This is a genomic window from Cellulophaga sp. F20128 (assembly GCF_023015805.1).
Taxonomy (GTDB): Bacteria; Bacteroidota; Bacteroidia; order Flavobacteriales; family Flavobacteriaceae; genus Cellulophaga.
Genome location: NZ_JALKBA010000004.1, coordinates 146448 through 163611, shown reverse-complemented (window position 1 = coordinate 163611; position 17164 = coordinate 146448). Strand labels below are relative to the sequence as shown.

The following is a 17164-nucleotide window of genomic DNA, read 5'->3' as shown; positions in this document are numbered from 1 at the left end:
TATTTTTATTTAGGGTAACATTTTTTTGATTTGGTTGATATACTATTAACGATAAAACTCAAAAAAATGGAAACAGATAATAGAATAGAAAAGGTAATATTAGCATTCTTTGTTATCAGTCTACTTTTAATTTATAAAGGGATTGGACAAGAAGCAAAGGAGAATAATACTCAATTTAACATTTCTTCCCATATTGGATATGATTTTCCAACATATGCGAACAATACACCATTTATAAATTACGATGGGGGAATGGATTTAGGGTTATCCTTAGATTATTATTACCATTGGATTGGCATTGGAGCAGATGTAGATTATATAGCTAATAGCCCAAGAAATACCTATCCAACTACAAACTTATTTAACTCTAGAGGAATTCCCTTAGAAGACATAAACCTAGATTATGAAGACATAACTAGATTTTTTTATGGATTAGGTCCCAATTTTAAATACACAACGAAATCCAAAAGGTTTACTGCTGAAATAAATACGCGTATAGGGTTTGCTGCAATTAAAGGAGGTAGAACATCACTAACACATAGTGGTGGGTTTCCTCTAAATTTTCACGCTGGGTACAATGCGAAACAAATACTTTCTGCAAAAGGACAACTAAGATTTACTTATTTTTTCAATGACCATTTAGGTTTTAATTTAGGTGGCTATTATTTAAACCATTTCAAAACTCCTGAATTAAATGAAAGTGGAATTACATCCATGTATGCTCCATTTACAGAGAAAGTAGAACAAGATGAAACTAGTTCATACATATTAGAAGACGGCAACCCTGTGTCACAAATAAACCCTATTGATCATTCGGTTTGGTCCGTAGGAGCATTTGTAGGGTTGACTTACAAATTCACAAAAAAAACTAAATTATGCAAAATTTGTGGTTTGGATCATAAGCCCCATTGTATAGAAAAATCTACATGCAATATCACTATTACTGTAAAAGATAAATACTCAGGTGAAATTTTAGCCAATGCCAATGTGCTTTTAGAAGACGCTCAAGGAAACATTATTAAAACCGGTATAACCAATCTATATGGCACTGTAATTTTTGAAGATATTTCTGTAGCTAAGTATTTTATTAAAGGAAAGTTTTACAGTAAAGAGTTAGACAAAATGGAGGTTTCTGTGGAGGATTTCAAGAATTGTTCAGTTCATGGTAATTCTATTCAAAAAGACTTAGTTTATAGCGATCAAAATTTTATAATGAAGGGAGTAGTTATAGAGTGTAATGATATTACCAAGATAGAAGGGGTCAATATTTTATTGAGAGACAAAGTCTCTTCCTTACAAAAAAATACCATCTCTACATTAGAAGGAGAATTTACATTCTACTTAAATAAAACCTCAATCTATATATTAAAAGGTGTTAAAGATGGTTATTTTTCAAATGATATAGAAGTCAATGCAAAAAACTTTAACCGCAAGGAATCTTTGTTTATTGATTTGGAAATGTGTGTAGATCCCTGTGGAAAAGCTATAAAATTAACCAACATAAATTTTGAATTAGCGAAATGGAACATAGACAATAATGCTCAAAATTCCTTGCAATACATTATTACTTTAATGAAAGAAAACTCAAAAATTAAGGTAGAAATGTCATCGCATACAGATTCTCGAGGAAGCAAAGAATTTAATCAGGTACTATCTCAGAAAAGAGCACAATCTACTGTAGATTATATAGTTTCACAGGGAATAGATAAAGACAGATTGATAGCTCGGGGTGCTGGGGAAACAGAATTACTCAATTATTGTATGGATTTTGTTTCTTGTACCGAAACGGAACATGCCGCAAACAGGAGAACAGAATTTAAAATTATCTGCTCCGATTAAACAAATAAAACCAGTGGGTGTTTACTCACTGGTTTTATTTTATACGTACTTATAAGATATCTAAACTCCCTTTTCCTTCTCGGAGCACCTCTGGTTCACCCTCAGATAAATCTATGATGGTAGAAGCTATATTATCGCCATATCCTCCATCAATAACAATATCAACCAAATTATCCCATTTTTCATAGATCAATTCTGGATCTGTAGTATATTCTAACATCTCATCTTCATCCCTAATAGACGTAGAAATAATGGGATTACCCAAAGCCAATACAAGTGCTTTGGCTATAGAATTATCCGGCACACGAATTCCAACGGTTTTTTTCTTTTTAAAATCTTTCGGTAGGTTGTTATTTCCAGGAAGTATAAAGGTATAGGGACCCGGTAACGCCCTTTTTAATATTTTAAAAGTCGCAGTATCTATTTGTTTTACATATTCAGAAAGGTTACTTAGATCGGCACAGATAAACGAAAAATTTGATTTCGCCAATTTCACACCTTTAATTCGAGCTATTTTTTCTAAAGCTTTAGTATTGGTAATATCACACCCCAATCCATAAACTGTATCCGTAGGATAAATCACTAACCCACCCTTTCTAAGGATATCTACCACCTTTTTTATTTCGTTGGGGTTGGGATTTTCAGGATATATTTTAATAAATTGAGCCATAATACGTTATCATATTGAATACTGTAAATTTACTAAATAATAATTATGAAAAAATACACTTCCTCTATAATTATACTATTCAGCATTTTTTGGTTTAGCGCTTGTACCACAGATGAATCTACCCAAGCTCAAACCAATTTAGAATACAGAGCAGAAACAAACGTAAAATATGGACTTGATGCGCTGCAAGAATACGATATATACCTACCAAAAAATAGAACGTTAGATACCAAAACTCTAATTTTAATACACGGTGGCGGGTGGAATTCTGGGAGTAAAAATGAAATGAATGCCTTTAAAGATTTTTTACGCGAACAACTGCCAGACTATGCCGTTGTTAATATGAATTATAGATTAGCGGATGCCAATAATACGCCTTATCCCATGCAGATTAATGACATTAAAGCCGTAGTTAATCACTTAAAAAGTAATAAGAGCGATTATGTCATTTCTGATAAAATTGGATTTATTGGTGCTAGTGCAGGTGGACATTTAGCACTATTATACAGTTACGAACAGGAGAACGCAAACAATATAGAACTGGTTTGCAGTATTGTTGGACCTACAAATCTGGCAGATGAGGCCTATATAAATGCCACCGATGCTGATTTAAGAGCGATGTTAGATCAATTTGGTGATGATATTGACTTTCTTAAAGAAGTGAGTCCGTTATACCAAGCCAAAACCTCTTCCCCCCCAACCCAGTTATTTTATGGCGGACAAGACCCTTTAATCCCAAATTCACAAGGAAGGGATTTGAATTTGAAACTAAAAGAGTTAAATGTACCCGTTGAATATACCTTTTATCCCAATGAAGCACATGGCTGGATTGGGTTAAGTTTATTTGATACTTCTATTAAATTAAAAGCATTTATACAAAAACACATGTAAAACTTTATCTCTGGATTTATGCTAATATTTCAAGTTTGGCAAAACGCAATAGCAATTTTTTAATATCACCTTTATCAAATTGAATTTCTGCCTTTTTATCGTTCCCAACTCCATCAATCTTTATAATAACCCCCTTGCCAAACCGTGTGTGGTTTACCACGGTACCTTCTACTAAATTTGAATCTAATTGAACAGAATTACCAATTGGGTTTCCTAATTCTGGCTTTAGTTTTCGCAACTTTCGCAATTGGTTTTCATTGGGTTTTGACTTCGCTGGAGCAATTCCGGAAACAGGTTTTATTTGCCGTAATTTACTTTTATCAACGTCGCCAAATATATCCGTATCAATTAATGACTTGTATTTGTAGGTGTTTACAGGCGTTAGATTTTCGATGTATTTTTCATCTATTTCATCAATAAACCTACTGGGTTCAGCATCTACAAGTTTTCCCCATCGATACCTACTCTCTGTATAAGTTAAGTAGGCTTGTTTTTCTGCCCTGGTCAATGCAACATAGAATAGTCTCCGTTCTTCTTCCAATTCACTTCGCGTATTCATACTCATTGCAGACGGAAAAAGATCTTCTTCCATACCCACTATAAAAACGTGAGGAAACTCTAGTCCCTTAGCCATATGAATGGTCATCAGGGCCACTCTATCATCATCTCCCTTATCATTATCTAAATCAGTTGCCAAGGCAACATCTTCTAGAAACTCTGCAATATTACCCGTTGCATCTGCTAATTCCATTTGCCCTTCCACAAAATCCTTGATACCATTTAAAAGCTCTTCTATATTCTCCATTTTGGCAATTCCTTCTGGAGTGCCATCTTTTTTAAACTCTAAGAGTATCCCTGTTTTTTTTGCAACATGTTCTGATAGTGTAAAGGCGTCAGCACCTTTATTCATAATCTGAAAGCTCTTAATCATATTGACAAACTCAGACAATCTACGCTTGGTACCGGCATTAATTTTTAAATCTATTTTGTCTATATTTTCCATTACTTCAAAAATAGAACGCCCATAATGATTTGCTGTAACGAGTAATTTATCTAAGGTTGTTTGTCCTATTCCTCGCCCTGGGAAATTAATGATGCGCTTTAAAGCTTCTTCATCCTTGGGGTTAATAACCAGTCGTAAATACGCCAATACATCCTTAATTTCTTTGCGTTGGTAAAAAGATAATCCGCCATAGATTCTATAAGGAATGTCTCTTTTTCGCAACGCATCTTCAATGGCTCTTGACTGTGAGTTGGTACGATATAAAACTGCGAATTCTCCGTTATGCATCTGTTCATTCATACGGGTTTCAAAAATGGTACCCGACACAAACCTGCCCTCTTCTGCATCCGTGATACTGCGATGCACTTTAACCATTGGACCGTCATCATTAGAAGTCCAAACTACTTTCTCTAATTGGTTTTTATTCTTTTCTATAATGGAATTGGCAGCGTTTACTATATTTTTGGTAGAACGGTAGTTTTGTTCTAGCCTGTACATAGCAACATTGTCGTAATCTTTTTGAAAATTTAATATGTTATTAATATTTGCACCTCGAAAAGAATAAATACTCTGTGCATCATCACCTACCACACAAATGTTTTGAAATTTATCAGACAGTGCCTTTACAATTAAATACTGCGAATGGTTGGTATCTTGATACTCATCTACCAATATATACTGAAACCTGTTTTGGTATTTTTGTAATACTTCTGGAAAAACATTTAAAAGTTCATTGGTTTTTAATAACAAATCATCAAAATCCATTGCTCCAGCCTTAAAACAACGATCTACATAATTTTTATAGATTTCCCCGGTTCTAGGGCGCTTTGCCATAGCATCTGCCTCTACCAATTCAGGATTATTAAGGTAGGCCTTAACAGTAACTAAATTATTCTTATACGACGATATTCTATTTTGTATTTGCTTGTATTTATAGATATCCTTGTCCAATTGCATTTCTTTTATTATCGAAGAAATAAGTCGTTGGGAATCTTGGGTGTCATAAATTGTAAAATTATTGGGGTACCCTAATTTGTCTGCCTCAAAACGTAACAATTTTGCGAAAATAGAATGGAAAGTTCCCATCCATAAATTTTTAGTTTCTGCATACCCAGCGATATCTCCTATCCTCTTTTTCATTTCTCGGGCTGCCTTATTGGTAAAGGTCAGCGCCAAAATATTAAAAGGATCTATACCTTGTTGCATTAAATAGGCAATACGGTAGGTAAGCACCCTTGTTTTACCAGAACCAGCCCCAGCAATAACCATTAATGCTCCCTTTTTGTGCAATACAGGTGCTTTTTGGGCCTCGTTTAATTCTGAAATAAATTCTTCCAAATCTCTAGTTGTGTTTTGTTAAAAGGAAATGTAAATTTAACCATAAATACCACCAAATGGGGCATCTCCATTTAATAATTATAAACAATACACCGATATTCATTCCTATTTTAAATATCTTTAAGGGTATACTACAATGAATAAATACAAACTTTAGATTGGAAGAAATTAAAATCAGATTGGCTACCTTAGAAGATATTCTCATATTAAAGTCTTTTGAACAAGGGATTATCCAAGCGGAACGTCCGTTTGATGAAACACTAAAACCAGATCCTATTTCATATTACAGCATAGAGGATTTACTCAAAGACGATAAAACAGCGGTGGCAGTTGCTGTCTTAGAAGATAAGCTTATTGGCTCGGCTTATGCAACGATTACCCCCGGCAAACCACATTTAAAGCATAATATGTACGCCTATTTAGGTTTTATGTATGTAGATCCAAAACAACGTGGTATTGGCATAAATAAAAGTATTATAGACTTTTTGTTTGAATGGATAAAAAAGCAAGGCATCACTGAAGTGCGATTGGATGTTTATAATGAAAATACAGTGGCAATAAAGGCTTATGAAAAAGCGGGATTTAAAAAACATGTGGTAACTATGAGAATGAAAGTATAATTTTAAGATAAAAATAAATCAATAACTAATCAACAAAACAATCCATGAAAACAAAGTGTAATTTAATTTTAGGGTTCGTGATCTGCTGCTTTACAATGCAAGCACAGAATTACAATTTGGACAGCGAATACAGAAACATTGAAGAAAAAGTGATTGAATGGCGGCACCATTTTCATCAAAACCCTGAACTTTCTAATCGGGAATTTAAAACTGCCGAAAAAATTGCAGCTCATTTACAAGCTTTAGGGATTGAAGTACAAACGGGAGTTGCCAAAACAGGAGTAGTTGGACTTCTAAAAGGGAACAAGCCAGGAAAAGTAATTGCTTTGCGCGCAGATATAGATGCTTTGCCCGTTACAGAGCGCAATGATTTGCCTTTTAAATCAACAGTATCCTCAGAATTTATGGGTGTAGAAACAGGAGTTATGCACGCTTGCGGTCACGATACCCATACAGCAATTTTAATGGGTGTAGCCGAAATTTTAGCAAAAAATAAAGACAAGATAAACGGGACTGTTAAATTTATTTTTCAGCCTGCAGAAGAAGGGCCTCCACCAGGTGAAGAAGGCGGTGCACCTTTAATGATTAAACAAGGGGTGCTCCAAAACCCTAACGTAGATGCTATCTTTGGTTTGCATATTAATTCTGGTACAGCTGTTGGGGTAATAAAATATAAAACAGAAGGTATTATGGCCGCTGTAGAGCGCTTTGTAATTAATGTTAAAGGCAAACAAACCCACGGCTCTCAACCTTGGTCTGGTGTAGATCCAATTCTTATTTCAGCAAAAATTATTGACGGTTTACAAACCATAATTAGTAGGGAATCTAACTTAACACAAGAGGCTGCTGTAATTACCGTTGGTAAAATTACAAGTGGTGTCCGTTTTAATATTATTCCAGAAAGTGCAGAACTAATTGGTACAGTGAGAACATTAAATCCTGAAATGCGGGAATTAATTATTCGTAGAATGAAAGAAATGACAGAAACCATTGCGAAGGCCTATGGTGGCGAAGCTACTTTTCAAATAGAAAGTCAGACTACTATAACCTATAATGACATCGATTTGGTTCATAAAATGCTACCTACAATGCAACGGGTTGCAGGTACCACCAATGTACAAATTATGAAAGCAACAACGGGAGGCGAAGATTTTTCTTATTTTCAAGAAGTAGTTCCAGGGTTTTATTTCTTTTTAGGGGGAATGACTCCCGGAAACACCCAGTCATTTCCACACCATACACCAGATTTTAAAATTGATGACGCAGGAATGCTATTGGGTGTAAAAACACTAACAGAAATGAGTTTAGACTTCTTGAATAACTAAATGCTTAGCATTGGAGTGAATTAGTAGCCTAAGCCCTACTCCAATGCTTTTACTAATTTTTGAGCCTTAGAATACGTATCGGCTGATTCAGGTATGGTGTTTAAGATCTTTTTACAGCTGTCGTATTCTTTTTGCTTTAGTTTACTTAGCGCAAGATACCACACGGCTTCATTGGCATAAACGGAGGTACCTTTGCTTAAGCGAGTTAAACTATTTTCAGCTTCCATATATTCAGACAATTCTAGTTGGGCAATTGCCTTGTAAAATAATAATTCTGAGTTGGTTGTATCCTTAACTAAAATTTGATCTAAATAATTTTTTGCTTCAGTAAAAGATTGTTTGTTAAAGGCATTTTCAGCCTTTTTAAGCAGTTCTGAATTAGAACTTCTTTCAACGATATTTATTTCTGAAATAGTATTTAAATCCTCATAACTAGGAATTCCTGATATGGAATTGAAGTAAAAGAATAATCCAGAAAACAAGAGTAAACATGCCGCTGTTGCATATTTCCAAGGTTGAAACTTTACAAGCTTTGGTGTCGCTTTTTTAAAGTGATCGGTAGCGGTGGTTTCCAAATTATTTTTAAAAGCTAAGGTCTCTTCTTCCCTTGCAAATTTATTTTTAAAATGGTTTGTGGCTTCCTTATACAAGTTGAAAGATTCTAAAAAAGTAGCATCTGTTTTTAACCTACTTTCAAATGTTAATTTTGCAGCTTCAGACATCGTTTCTTCTAAATAATCTTCAAATAATAAATAATCGTTTTCGTTCATCATTACAAGTTAAAAAAGGTTGTTGTAATTTGGTGCATTACGCACCTTATTCGTTAATTCACCAATACACAAGGATTTCTTTTTACGCACATAAGCATAGGTAAAACCCAAGGAGGCAGCAACTTCTTCCATTGATTTTATCTTAAAAGTTGCCTTTAGTAAATCCTGACACGCTTTCCCTAATTGTTGAAACATTTCATTAAACAGCTCTTGCTTCTGACTAAAAATAAAAGTTTCATCTGCCAGTTCTTCAGCATCGTCTCCCTTAGATACAATTTCTTCATTAATTGTTACCTTTTTCAACTTAGGTTTTTTGAGCTCATTCAACCACTTCCGTTTGCACAATAGAAAAAAATAGGCATCAAAGGGACAGGTAAGTTGTAATTTTTTGTCCTTTCCTTGGTGATATATGGTTACCAATACTTCCTGGATTAAATCTTTGGCCAAAAATTCATCACCGCTATTATTCTTTATATAGTTTACCACTTTGGGTACATATTTATTATAAATCTCCTTGATAATAATAGAATCATTGGCTACCAACCCATTGATATAGATTTGATCACGGTGCGGATTTTTAGTACTCATAAACCTTGATATTTTAAACGAATTTAAAAAAACTTTATTGATCGGGGTAACAAAATTTAGATAGTGTTGATATAAGGGAGAAGAACTTAAAAATAAGTTAGATAATAAAATTTAGAAATTATGAAAAACATGAAATCAATTTTAGGAATGTTGTTATTAGGATCAACATTATTTACATCCTGTGTGATGAATGACGATGATGATTTTGAAAACATCCTTATGCCACCAACAGCACAAGAATTTTCTGCTATTAAAGAAATTGCCTTAGAAGGGATAACTCAGGATTTTAGCTTTGATGTGAGTGTAGGTACCGGAGTGTTTACTACAGATAATGGCGTTTTATTATCAATTAATGGTGCTTGTTTAACTAACAATGGAACGGCAGTAACAGGAGTTGTAGATATTGAGTATGTTGAAATTTTTGACAAAGGAAATATGCTTACAACCAATAAGACAACTATGGGGCTCTTGCCTGATGGAAAAAAAGCATTACTTATTTCTGGTGGTGAATTCTATGTAAATGCCACTCAAAACGGTGAACAATTAGCAACTAGTTGTGGAATTAATGTACAAATTCCTACCAGTCTAACTGGTGGTGAAGATTATGATATGACATTATGGAAAGGCATAATTGACCCAGAAACGGGTGATTTAGCTTGGGATGAAGAAGTTAATGCTGATGGTAATGGTGAGAATTTAGAGGTAGGAGAAAATAATGGAGGTACAATTTATTATGCGCAATTTGGTGAATTTGGATGGACAAACGTTGATAGATTTTATAATGACCCAAGACCTAAAACAACAATTTTAGCTGCGGTTCCTGATGGTTATACCAACGAAAACTCTGCCATTTATCTATCCTATGATGGTGAGTTACCAGCATTGGCAAAATTAGATACTTATGATGAAATTACTAAAATGTTTAGTGAGCATTATGGACAAATTCCAATTGGATTAGAATGTCATGTAATCTTTGTATCTGAAGAAAATGGTGCCTGGAGATATGCCATTAAAGCAGTAACTATTTCTGCAAATTCAGTAATTACCTTTTCGCAAGGAGAAACTGCGGTTGTAACAGAAGCACAACTAAAAGATATAATGAGTATGTTACCATAATTCTGTTTTTATAGTGTTCAAAAAAGTGGTGGCCATAATAGCCATCACTTTTTACTGTTTATATTTATTGCTGATACCAATCAATGACTGCATTTAAACTTCATAATTGCTATATTTATAACCAAACAATTTAAAAAGATGAAAAAAACCTTACCATTTCTAGTATTACTTCTTATTCAAATAAGTGTCTTTGCTCAAATAGAGCAGTCAATTGACACGATTGTACGCGAAGCCAAAATTGGATATGATGCAAATGGTAACTTAATTTCTTTTATCCCCAATACACCTCCACTACAACAAATAGCAGGAGCCCCAACTGCCTTCTATTCGTATTACTGGGAATTTGGAGACGGATTTTATAGTACCGATAAAGAGCCAAAACATCATTATAAGAAAAAAGGTGATTATAAAGTTTCGTTATGGGCAACAAACAATTATGGAACAGAAAGACCTCCTGCTACTAGACCTACAACCCTAAGCATTAGGCAAACGGCAGAGGATGTTGAGGATACTTCTTCCATGCAAGAAGATTTTACGATAAAAAGAAACAGGGAACCAATGGTCAACGAAGAAATGGTAATTATTCTTAGTTACAAAAACACCTTAAATTATGTGGCTTCTGGAAAAATCCATCTATTTTTTAATGAATCGCAATTCAAAGCAGATAATTTTGAAACCCCTGAGATAAGAACACACTATGGTGAGAATATTCTAGATGCCAACAACACTTTTGTACTCCATACACAGGGTAATGATGAGGCTACTTTTTTGGCAGATAGGTCCTTGTATACAAATCCATTAGCCTATGAAACAGCCCAAGACTCAACGATAAAAACTAATTTACCATTATCCTTGGAAGAGGCTAAACTTAAGTACAGAGACCAAAGTGTTATTGAATTTAATGGTATAAGCCCGGGCGAAGAGCGAAATATTTTTTTAAGTATGCGTACTACTCCAGAAATGATAAAAGATACAAGTGCTATAATTTCTGTACGAGGTGTGTATGTCCCAGATAGCAATTATGGCAACCATAAGATTAAGGATATGGAAATGGAGATTGTTACCTCTCATGATCCTAACAAAATGTCATCTAATGGAAGTATAATGAATTACAGGTTTGTTCGGTTTAAAAGGTTGAACTATAAAATTAAATTTCAAAACAATGGGGAAGGGCCTGCACGTACAATTCGATTGGAAACAGATATTCCTGAAATGTTAGATATGGCAACCTTAGAAATTGAAGATCAATATCCTGAATGCCCCATTTGTCCTAAAGAACCAGTGACCTATAGTTGCTTAGATACAACCTTCACTAAAAATCAAGCTATTTTTACTTATAAAAACATTTATATTCCTGGCAGCGAGCAAAAAAATGTACAAGAAAAAGATTCTACCAAAGGTTTTGTAAAATACAGTATTAAATTTGCCAAAGATTTTCACAAGAAAAAAACGAAAAGTAGAACAGCTATTATTTTTGATAAGAACGAACCAATCATTACCAATTATGCAACAACTCGTTTTTTACCCGGTATATCCATTGGGGTGAAATCTGGCTATAATTATTATCCTGATTTAGAGGATTCTAAAAGTTATTTTATAGGAGCTACTATTTCTCCATACAAAGCCTATCGTTGGTATTTACAAGCTGAATGGACTAGTAATTTTAATTCCTATTCAGATACCAATTCATTTGATGAAATAGTAGATAATAGTCAAGGAACACGACAATTGCAGCGAACTACAACAGTAAATGAACAACAAAATGTGAATTGGGAAGTACCTGTTTTACTGCGTTACAATATTAATAACTACATAGGTTTAGGTGCTGGTATACAAGGAAATTTTAATTTTAGCGAAAAACAAACTACGACTTTTACTGTTAATTTATATGAAAACGACAAAGATGATTTTTTGATGAGTAGTACTTCCAATACTGATGAGTTTACGGATTCATTTTCAAATATTAGAAAAGGTATTTTGTTTGATGCTACCTTTGGAATTGCCCGTATTGGACCAAGTTTAGGCGCCAGATATGTATTAAATTTTGAGGAAGACTTTAATTATTGGCAATTCTATGCCATTTGGAAATTCTAAATCATTTTATGAAAAAACTTATTGGGGTATTTTTTATTTTTTCAATTTCATTCTCTGCAGTATCTCAGCATTTGGAAGGTGAAATTTATGAACATCTAGATGCGTTTACAAAAAACCCTTCAACCACTACCCTATCCCTATTATCTAACAAAGTAGCTGTATTATCTAAGAAAGCAAATACTGAAAATGAACATATAGCTGTCGTCATTACCTATTGTAATTTGGGGTATTACAACAACCTCTATAGCAATCAGAATGAAAGTATAACCGCCTATGAAACTGCTTGGAAAATCTATGAAACCTATCAATTTACCAATTACGACATTACGAGTAACTGTTTAATTCCTCTTGCAAATTTATATACAAAGACTGGGGACTTTATTAAAGCAGAAAATACCATAAAAACATATATGGTAAAGGCTGAAGAGAATAATAATAGCCTTCAGATAATTGATGGAATCATTAATTTATCCAGTTTATATAATAGTACAGGAAAGTATAATGCGGCAATTAAAACAATTTTAAAAAGCGAGAATCTAGAAATTATTGAATCAAGTGAGTTACAAAAATTACAGAATAACTTAGCGACTAGTTATGTAGGTTTACTAGATTATGATACCGCAAAAAAAACACTACAGCAAAGTCTTATTCAATTTAAAGAAAATCATTTAACAACCTATAAAAGTTTGGCTTTTATAGCATTGCAAGAAAAAAATAGGGACGAAGCACAACAGTATTTCAATTTAGCAAAGGAAGAACTTCTTAAACAGAAAGAATTTTCAAGTAGAGCACTTGCATTGTTATACCTTGAAGAAGCGCAATTATTTTATCAATTGGATGAAATAGAATCTACTAAAAAAAGCTTGGCAAAAGCACTACAAGCCTTACTCCCATTTTACAAGGAAAAGACCTTCCCTAATGAAAATGAATTGTATGCAGAGGCAATCTTTACAAGTATTTTTGATTTAAAAGCCAAAGTAACTGAAAATCCTGTAGATGCCTTGACTTGGTATGAACTAAGCTTTTTTATACATAAGAAAAGATTTAGAAGTTGGACATCCCAAGAAAATAAAATACTACACCAAGCAGAACAAAAAAATAGGACAGAACAATGCTTAGCATTGTTGTATGCTTTGTATAAAAAAACCAAAGACAAGCAATACCTTATTGATGCTTTTCAATTTACAGAAGAAGTAAAATCTAGTGTTTTAGCTGAGCGCTTGCTAAAAAATAATCGTATTAATGAAACCCTAGACCCACTTTTAGTTCAAGAGCAGAAATTAGAACAACGTCAGGAAATTATCATTGATGGGTTAGTTAGATCACAGCTCCTTAAAATTAAGGATACAAAAGAATTAAACGAAGATTTAAACAAAATTGCCTTACAATTAACAAGCCTAAGAAAGGATATTAAAAACAAATACCCCGCCTTAAATTCAGAAATATCGGTTACAAAATTACAGCAAAAATTAAAAAAAGACAATGCGGTAATGCTTTCCTATTTTTATGGAAATGAGCATCTCTATGTATTCAAATTAAATGAAGCTGCCATTAGCTTAGATCAGGTAGAAATAACCGCAGATTTTAAAACTACACTGCAAGAGTTTCTTCATTTCTTTGATACTCCTTCTGCTATAAATAACAATATAAACAGCTATACCCAAGCAGCATTTAACGTCTATAGTAACATCTTATTTCATAAAGTAGAAAGTTATACTAATGTTTTGGTAATTCCTGACGGATTATTAAGTTTTGTTTCTTTTGAATCTTTAGTGAGCAAACCCGTATCCACAATAAACTATGCCGAAATGCCATTTGTAGTTAAAGAACATAATCTTGTTTACGCTACAAACGCCACCCACTATTTTAATTGGAAAAAGACTAGAGAAAAACCATCAGTCTTGGGTGTTTTTCCTGTTTTTCCAGATAGCAATCAAAATTTATCATATTCCATTAAGGAAGCAGATTACATAAAAAAATCTGTTACTGCCACACTTTTATTTGAGAAAAAAGCAAGTAAAGCTAACTTCTTAATTACAATGCAAAATTATAATGTATTACACCTTTCTACCCATGCAAATAGTGGCAATTTTGTTATTCCCGCAAGCATAGATTTTTATGATGATTCCCTATTTATGAATGAAATATATGCCACAAATTTTTCCTCTAAAAGTATTGTTTTAAGTGCTTGTGAAACAGGTATTGGAAAGTTGCAAAAAGGAGAAGGCCCCTTGAGTTTAGCAAGGGGATTTCAATATGCAGGTGCCGCAGAACTTTTGTTTACCCTGTGGAAGGTTAATGATAAAAGTAGCTCTGAAGTGATGCACTTTTTTTACAATGAGTATCAAAAAACAAATGCTATGGCTATAGCAAATACAGCCGCTAAACTACATTACTTATATGATTCTGAAATAAGTAATGCTAAAAAATCTCCTTACTACTGGAATGGATTTGTGTATTACGGAGGTTTTGATAAACCAGTTAAAACGGTTTCTTTTACCTATTTAATTCTTACAGGTATAGCATTCATAAGTACTTTACTGCTTTTTTACTTTAGAAGAAAAAGGAATTAATAAAGCCGAAGGTTTTAAACTCCGGCTTATAAAATTTTTATAAAAAATTTATCTAGTATTCTATACCATAATAGTCACAAACAGCTTTGTAATCTTTTACATCTACACCAGCTTGAATAAGCTCATTAAGAACCTGCTCTTTTTTGTTAGTTGAAGTGCCTTTTAAAGCCGTTGTACTTGTAGCCTCTATAATAATGACTTTACCTGAGGTTAAATCTCCTGCAGAAATAAATACGTTTTGACCAGCGGCATCTGCAAAATCAAATTCAATCAATCCAATAGACAAAGTTACAAATACAGCATGGTCAAACTCATAACTATCAACTGGACAAGGTACCTGGAACCAAAAATTGTCATCATTTGTTAAGTATGTTAGAATAGCGTCATTAGCTAAAACATCCGAAGTTAATTGAGTGATAGTAAGTTCTCCAATTGAACCAGACCAAGTAGAGGCGTCAAAGGTAAAGTTTCTCACATTTGCATTACCATCTGCACCGTCAGTTCCATCTTCCCCATCTGCGCCGTCAGTGCCATTTGTTCCGTTTTGACCATCTGCACCGTCAGTACCGTTTGTTCCGTCAGCACCATCTGCTCCAGCTATTCCTTGCTCACCTTGAGCACCTTGTAGTCCGTCCATTCCATCTTCCCCATCTTCTGAAGAACAAGAAAATTGAACAGAAATTAACAATACTAATAGGAAGTAAACAGATCCTTTTAAAATTTTTCGAATTGATTTTGTTGAAGTTACCATAAGTATTCATTTTTATAATTTATGGTAATAAATATCCTAATATTTCATTCCGACAGGACCATTATTTGTATATCTAACACTTTAAAATGTATAAACCACTAAAAATCAAGTGTTTTACATAGAGTTAGTAGTATGCAAATAATTTGAATGTATTAATAATACTATTTATTTGTATATAAAAATAAACCAGTCTTATACGTGGTATCTATTTGCTGTAAATTTCCAATATGTTCCTCTGGAAAATCTTTCATTCTTTTTTTAGATGATAAGATATAGAGCTTATCATATAGCTTTAGTATGGAATCAATTTTAGCAGGTTCTTCAGCCTCAATAACATTTCCTTTATTGTAAAATTGACTGGAGTATGATTTTGTTCGATAATACAATATAGGAGGGTTTTGTTTTAAATTCAGAACTTCGGTCTTCTCAATTAATAATTTATCAGAATTCATATAGGTTTTCCACTGGTCTGTAAAAATAGCCCCTACTGCAATTAAGAATACGAGTACGGGAAAAACAGCACATGCTATCAAGGCTTTTCTTTTATGTTTGTATTCTGGCCACCAATGTGCAATTAACAAAGCCATTGGTATGGTTGAGGGTAGAATATAAGTATGTAATATATTTTTAGAAATTGTAAAAAAGATAGGCGTCCAAAATAGCCATAACAATAAGAAAACAACATATTTGTCTTCTATTATCCTCTTTTTAAGGTGTACCAATTTGGCAATAACAATATAAAACCAAGGCAGTGCAAAAACGAGCATAAATGCCCAAATAAGACCTAGGGGCTGCGATTTAGGTTTCCCGTATAAATCGCCACTCCAACCTGGTTTTAAAAATCTATTAAAATGTTCTCCTACTATGAAATAATCGATAAACCCAGGCGAACGCTGCTCTGTAAGTAAATACCAAGGTAAAGCTATGAGAATGGTAATTAGAATACCCACTACCCATGGGAGTTTATTTAAATTGGAAAAAAAGCTTCTACGATCTAGTAATAGCCATAAAAAAACAGGAGGTCCTGTTAATACCAAAACCAAGGGTCCTTTGGCAAGAAAACCTAAGCCAAGACCAACAAAAAAAAGGTAATTCCAAATCGACTTTTTTTCTGTTGAAATAGCTTTCCAAAAAGACAGCATAATTAATAGAACACTAAAACATAAGGCGGAGTCTGTTGAAACTACCCCCATATGGATTAAAAATTCTGGTGTTGTAACTAATACCAATGCTGGTATAAAAGGTGACACCTTTGTTTTTTTAACAAAATAGCCTAAAATAATCAACATTGCTAGCCCTAATAAAAACGAGGGCAAGCGTGCCGTAAGTTCATTTACGCCAAACAATTCAAAACTTGCTGCAGAAAGCCATGTTGATAAGGGAGGCTTAGCCCAGAATGGTACTGCATAGTCTATTTGTAAAACTACCCACTCCCCTGTTTCTTGCATTATTCTGGCTATTTCTGCATATCTCGCTTCCGTCTTGTCCAATAATGGTAATGCTCCAGTTAATATAAATCTAAAAATAATAAGAGAAATTACTCCTATCATTATATAATTAAAAGTGTTTTTTTTATCTGTCATTAT

At 33.6% G+C, this 17164-nt stretch carries 13 protein-coding genes; 7 read left to right on the top strand and 6 right to left on the bottom strand.

The genetic code is table 11. The annotated features are described in order from the left end of the window. Positions 1–66 precede the first annotated feature (66 nt). Positions 67–1839, top strand: a complete 1773-nt coding sequence (locus MWU65_RS06015) for an OmpA family protein (RefSeq protein ID WP_247076280.1) — start codon at positions 67–69, stop codon at positions 1837–1839. Between the two features lie 49 nt (positions 1840–1888). Here MWU65_RS06015 and MWU65_RS06010 read toward each other — a convergent pair whose 3' ends face one another. Continuing rightward, positions 1889–2509 (bottom strand): L-threonylcarbamoyladenylate synthase, encoded by a 621-nt coding sequence (locus tag MWU65_RS06010; RefSeq protein WP_247076279.1) that lies wholly within the window; start codon positions 2507–2509, stop codon positions 1889–1891. Positions 2510–2554: 45 nt separating this feature from the next. Here MWU65_RS06010 and MWU65_RS06005 point away from each other — a divergent pair, with 45 nt between their 5' ends. After that, the gene (locus MWU65_RS06005; RefSeq protein WP_247076278.1) at positions 2555–3400 is read left to right on the top strand and encodes an alpha/beta hydrolase; all 846 of its coding nucleotides are present in this window, start codon (positions 2555–2557) and stop codon (positions 3398–3400) included. A 16-nt stretch (positions 3401–3416) separates the two neighbouring features. Here the strand turns inward: MWU65_RS06005 and MWU65_RS06000 are convergent, their stop codons facing one another. Beyond that, positions 3417–5741 carry a UvrD-helicase domain-containing protein gene (locus MWU65_RS06000; protein WP_247076277.1) on the bottom strand — a complete coding sequence of 775 codons (2325 nt, stop codon included), beginning with the start codon at positions 5739–5741 and terminating at the stop codon, positions 3417–3419. A 158-nt stretch (positions 5742–5899) separates the two neighbouring features. Here MWU65_RS06000 and MWU65_RS05995 point away from each other — a divergent pair, with 158 nt between their 5' ends. Then, a complete protein-coding gene (locus MWU65_RS05995) occupies positions 5900–6361 on the top strand; it encodes a GNAT family N-acetyltransferase (RefSeq protein ID WP_247076276.1) in 462 nt (153 codons plus the stop codon). 44 nt (positions 6362–6405) lie between these two features. After that, positions 6406–7686, top strand: coding sequence for an amidohydrolase (locus MWU65_RS05990; protein ID WP_247076275.1), 1281 nt, complete (start codon positions 6406–6408; stop codon positions 7684–7686). Between the two features lie 35 nt (positions 7687–7721). On the opposite strand, the gene MWU65_RS05985 is transcribed toward MWU65_RS05990, so the two are convergent. Further along, positions 7722–8459 (bottom strand): tetratricopeptide repeat protein, encoded by a 738-nt coding sequence (locus tag MWU65_RS05985; protein ID WP_247076274.1) that lies wholly within the window; start codon positions 8457–8459, stop codon positions 7722–7724. A 6-nt stretch (positions 8460–8465) separates the two neighbouring features. Next, a complete protein-coding gene (locus MWU65_RS05980) occupies positions 8466–9044 on the bottom strand; it encodes a sigma-70 family RNA polymerase sigma factor (RefSeq protein WP_247076273.1) in 579 nt (192 codons plus the stop codon). Between the two features lie 120 nt (positions 9045–9164). Here MWU65_RS05980 and MWU65_RS05975 point away from each other — a divergent pair, with 120 nt between their 5' ends. The 3 genes from MWU65_RS05975 to MWU65_RS05965 all read left to right on the top strand — a co-directional run bounded on the left by MWU65_RS05975 (position 9165) and on the right by MWU65_RS05965 (position 14827). Then, positions 9165–10160: a hypothetical protein gene (locus tag MWU65_RS05975; RefSeq protein WP_247076272.1), complete on the top strand. Its 996-nt coding sequence runs from the start codon at positions 9165–9167 to the stop codon at positions 10158–10160. Positions 10161–10298: 138 nt separating this feature from the next. Next, positions 10299–12254: a PKD domain-containing protein gene (locus MWU65_RS05970; RefSeq protein ID WP_247076271.1), complete on the top strand. Its 1956-nt coding sequence runs from the start codon at positions 10299–10301 to the stop codon at positions 12252–12254. An 8-nt stretch (positions 12255–12262) separates the two neighbouring features. Continuing rightward, a complete protein-coding gene (locus MWU65_RS05965; RefSeq protein WP_247076270.1) occupies positions 12263–14827 on the top strand; it encodes a CHAT domain-containing protein in 2565 nt (854 codons plus the stop codon). Positions 14828–14879: 52 nt separating this feature from the next. Here the strand turns inward: MWU65_RS05965 and MWU65_RS05960 are convergent, their stop codons facing one another. After that, positions 14880–15578 (bottom strand): collagen-like protein, encoded by a 699-nt coding sequence (locus MWU65_RS05960; RefSeq protein WP_247076269.1) that lies wholly within the window; start codon positions 15576–15578, stop codon positions 14880–14882. Positions 15579–15739: 161 nt separating this feature from the next. Next, positions 15740–17161 (bottom strand): glycosyltransferase family 39 protein, encoded by a 1422-nt coding sequence (locus MWU65_RS05955; protein WP_247076268.1) that lies wholly within the window; start codon positions 17159–17161, stop codon positions 15740–15742. Between the last annotated feature and the right edge of the window lie 3 nt (positions 17162–17164).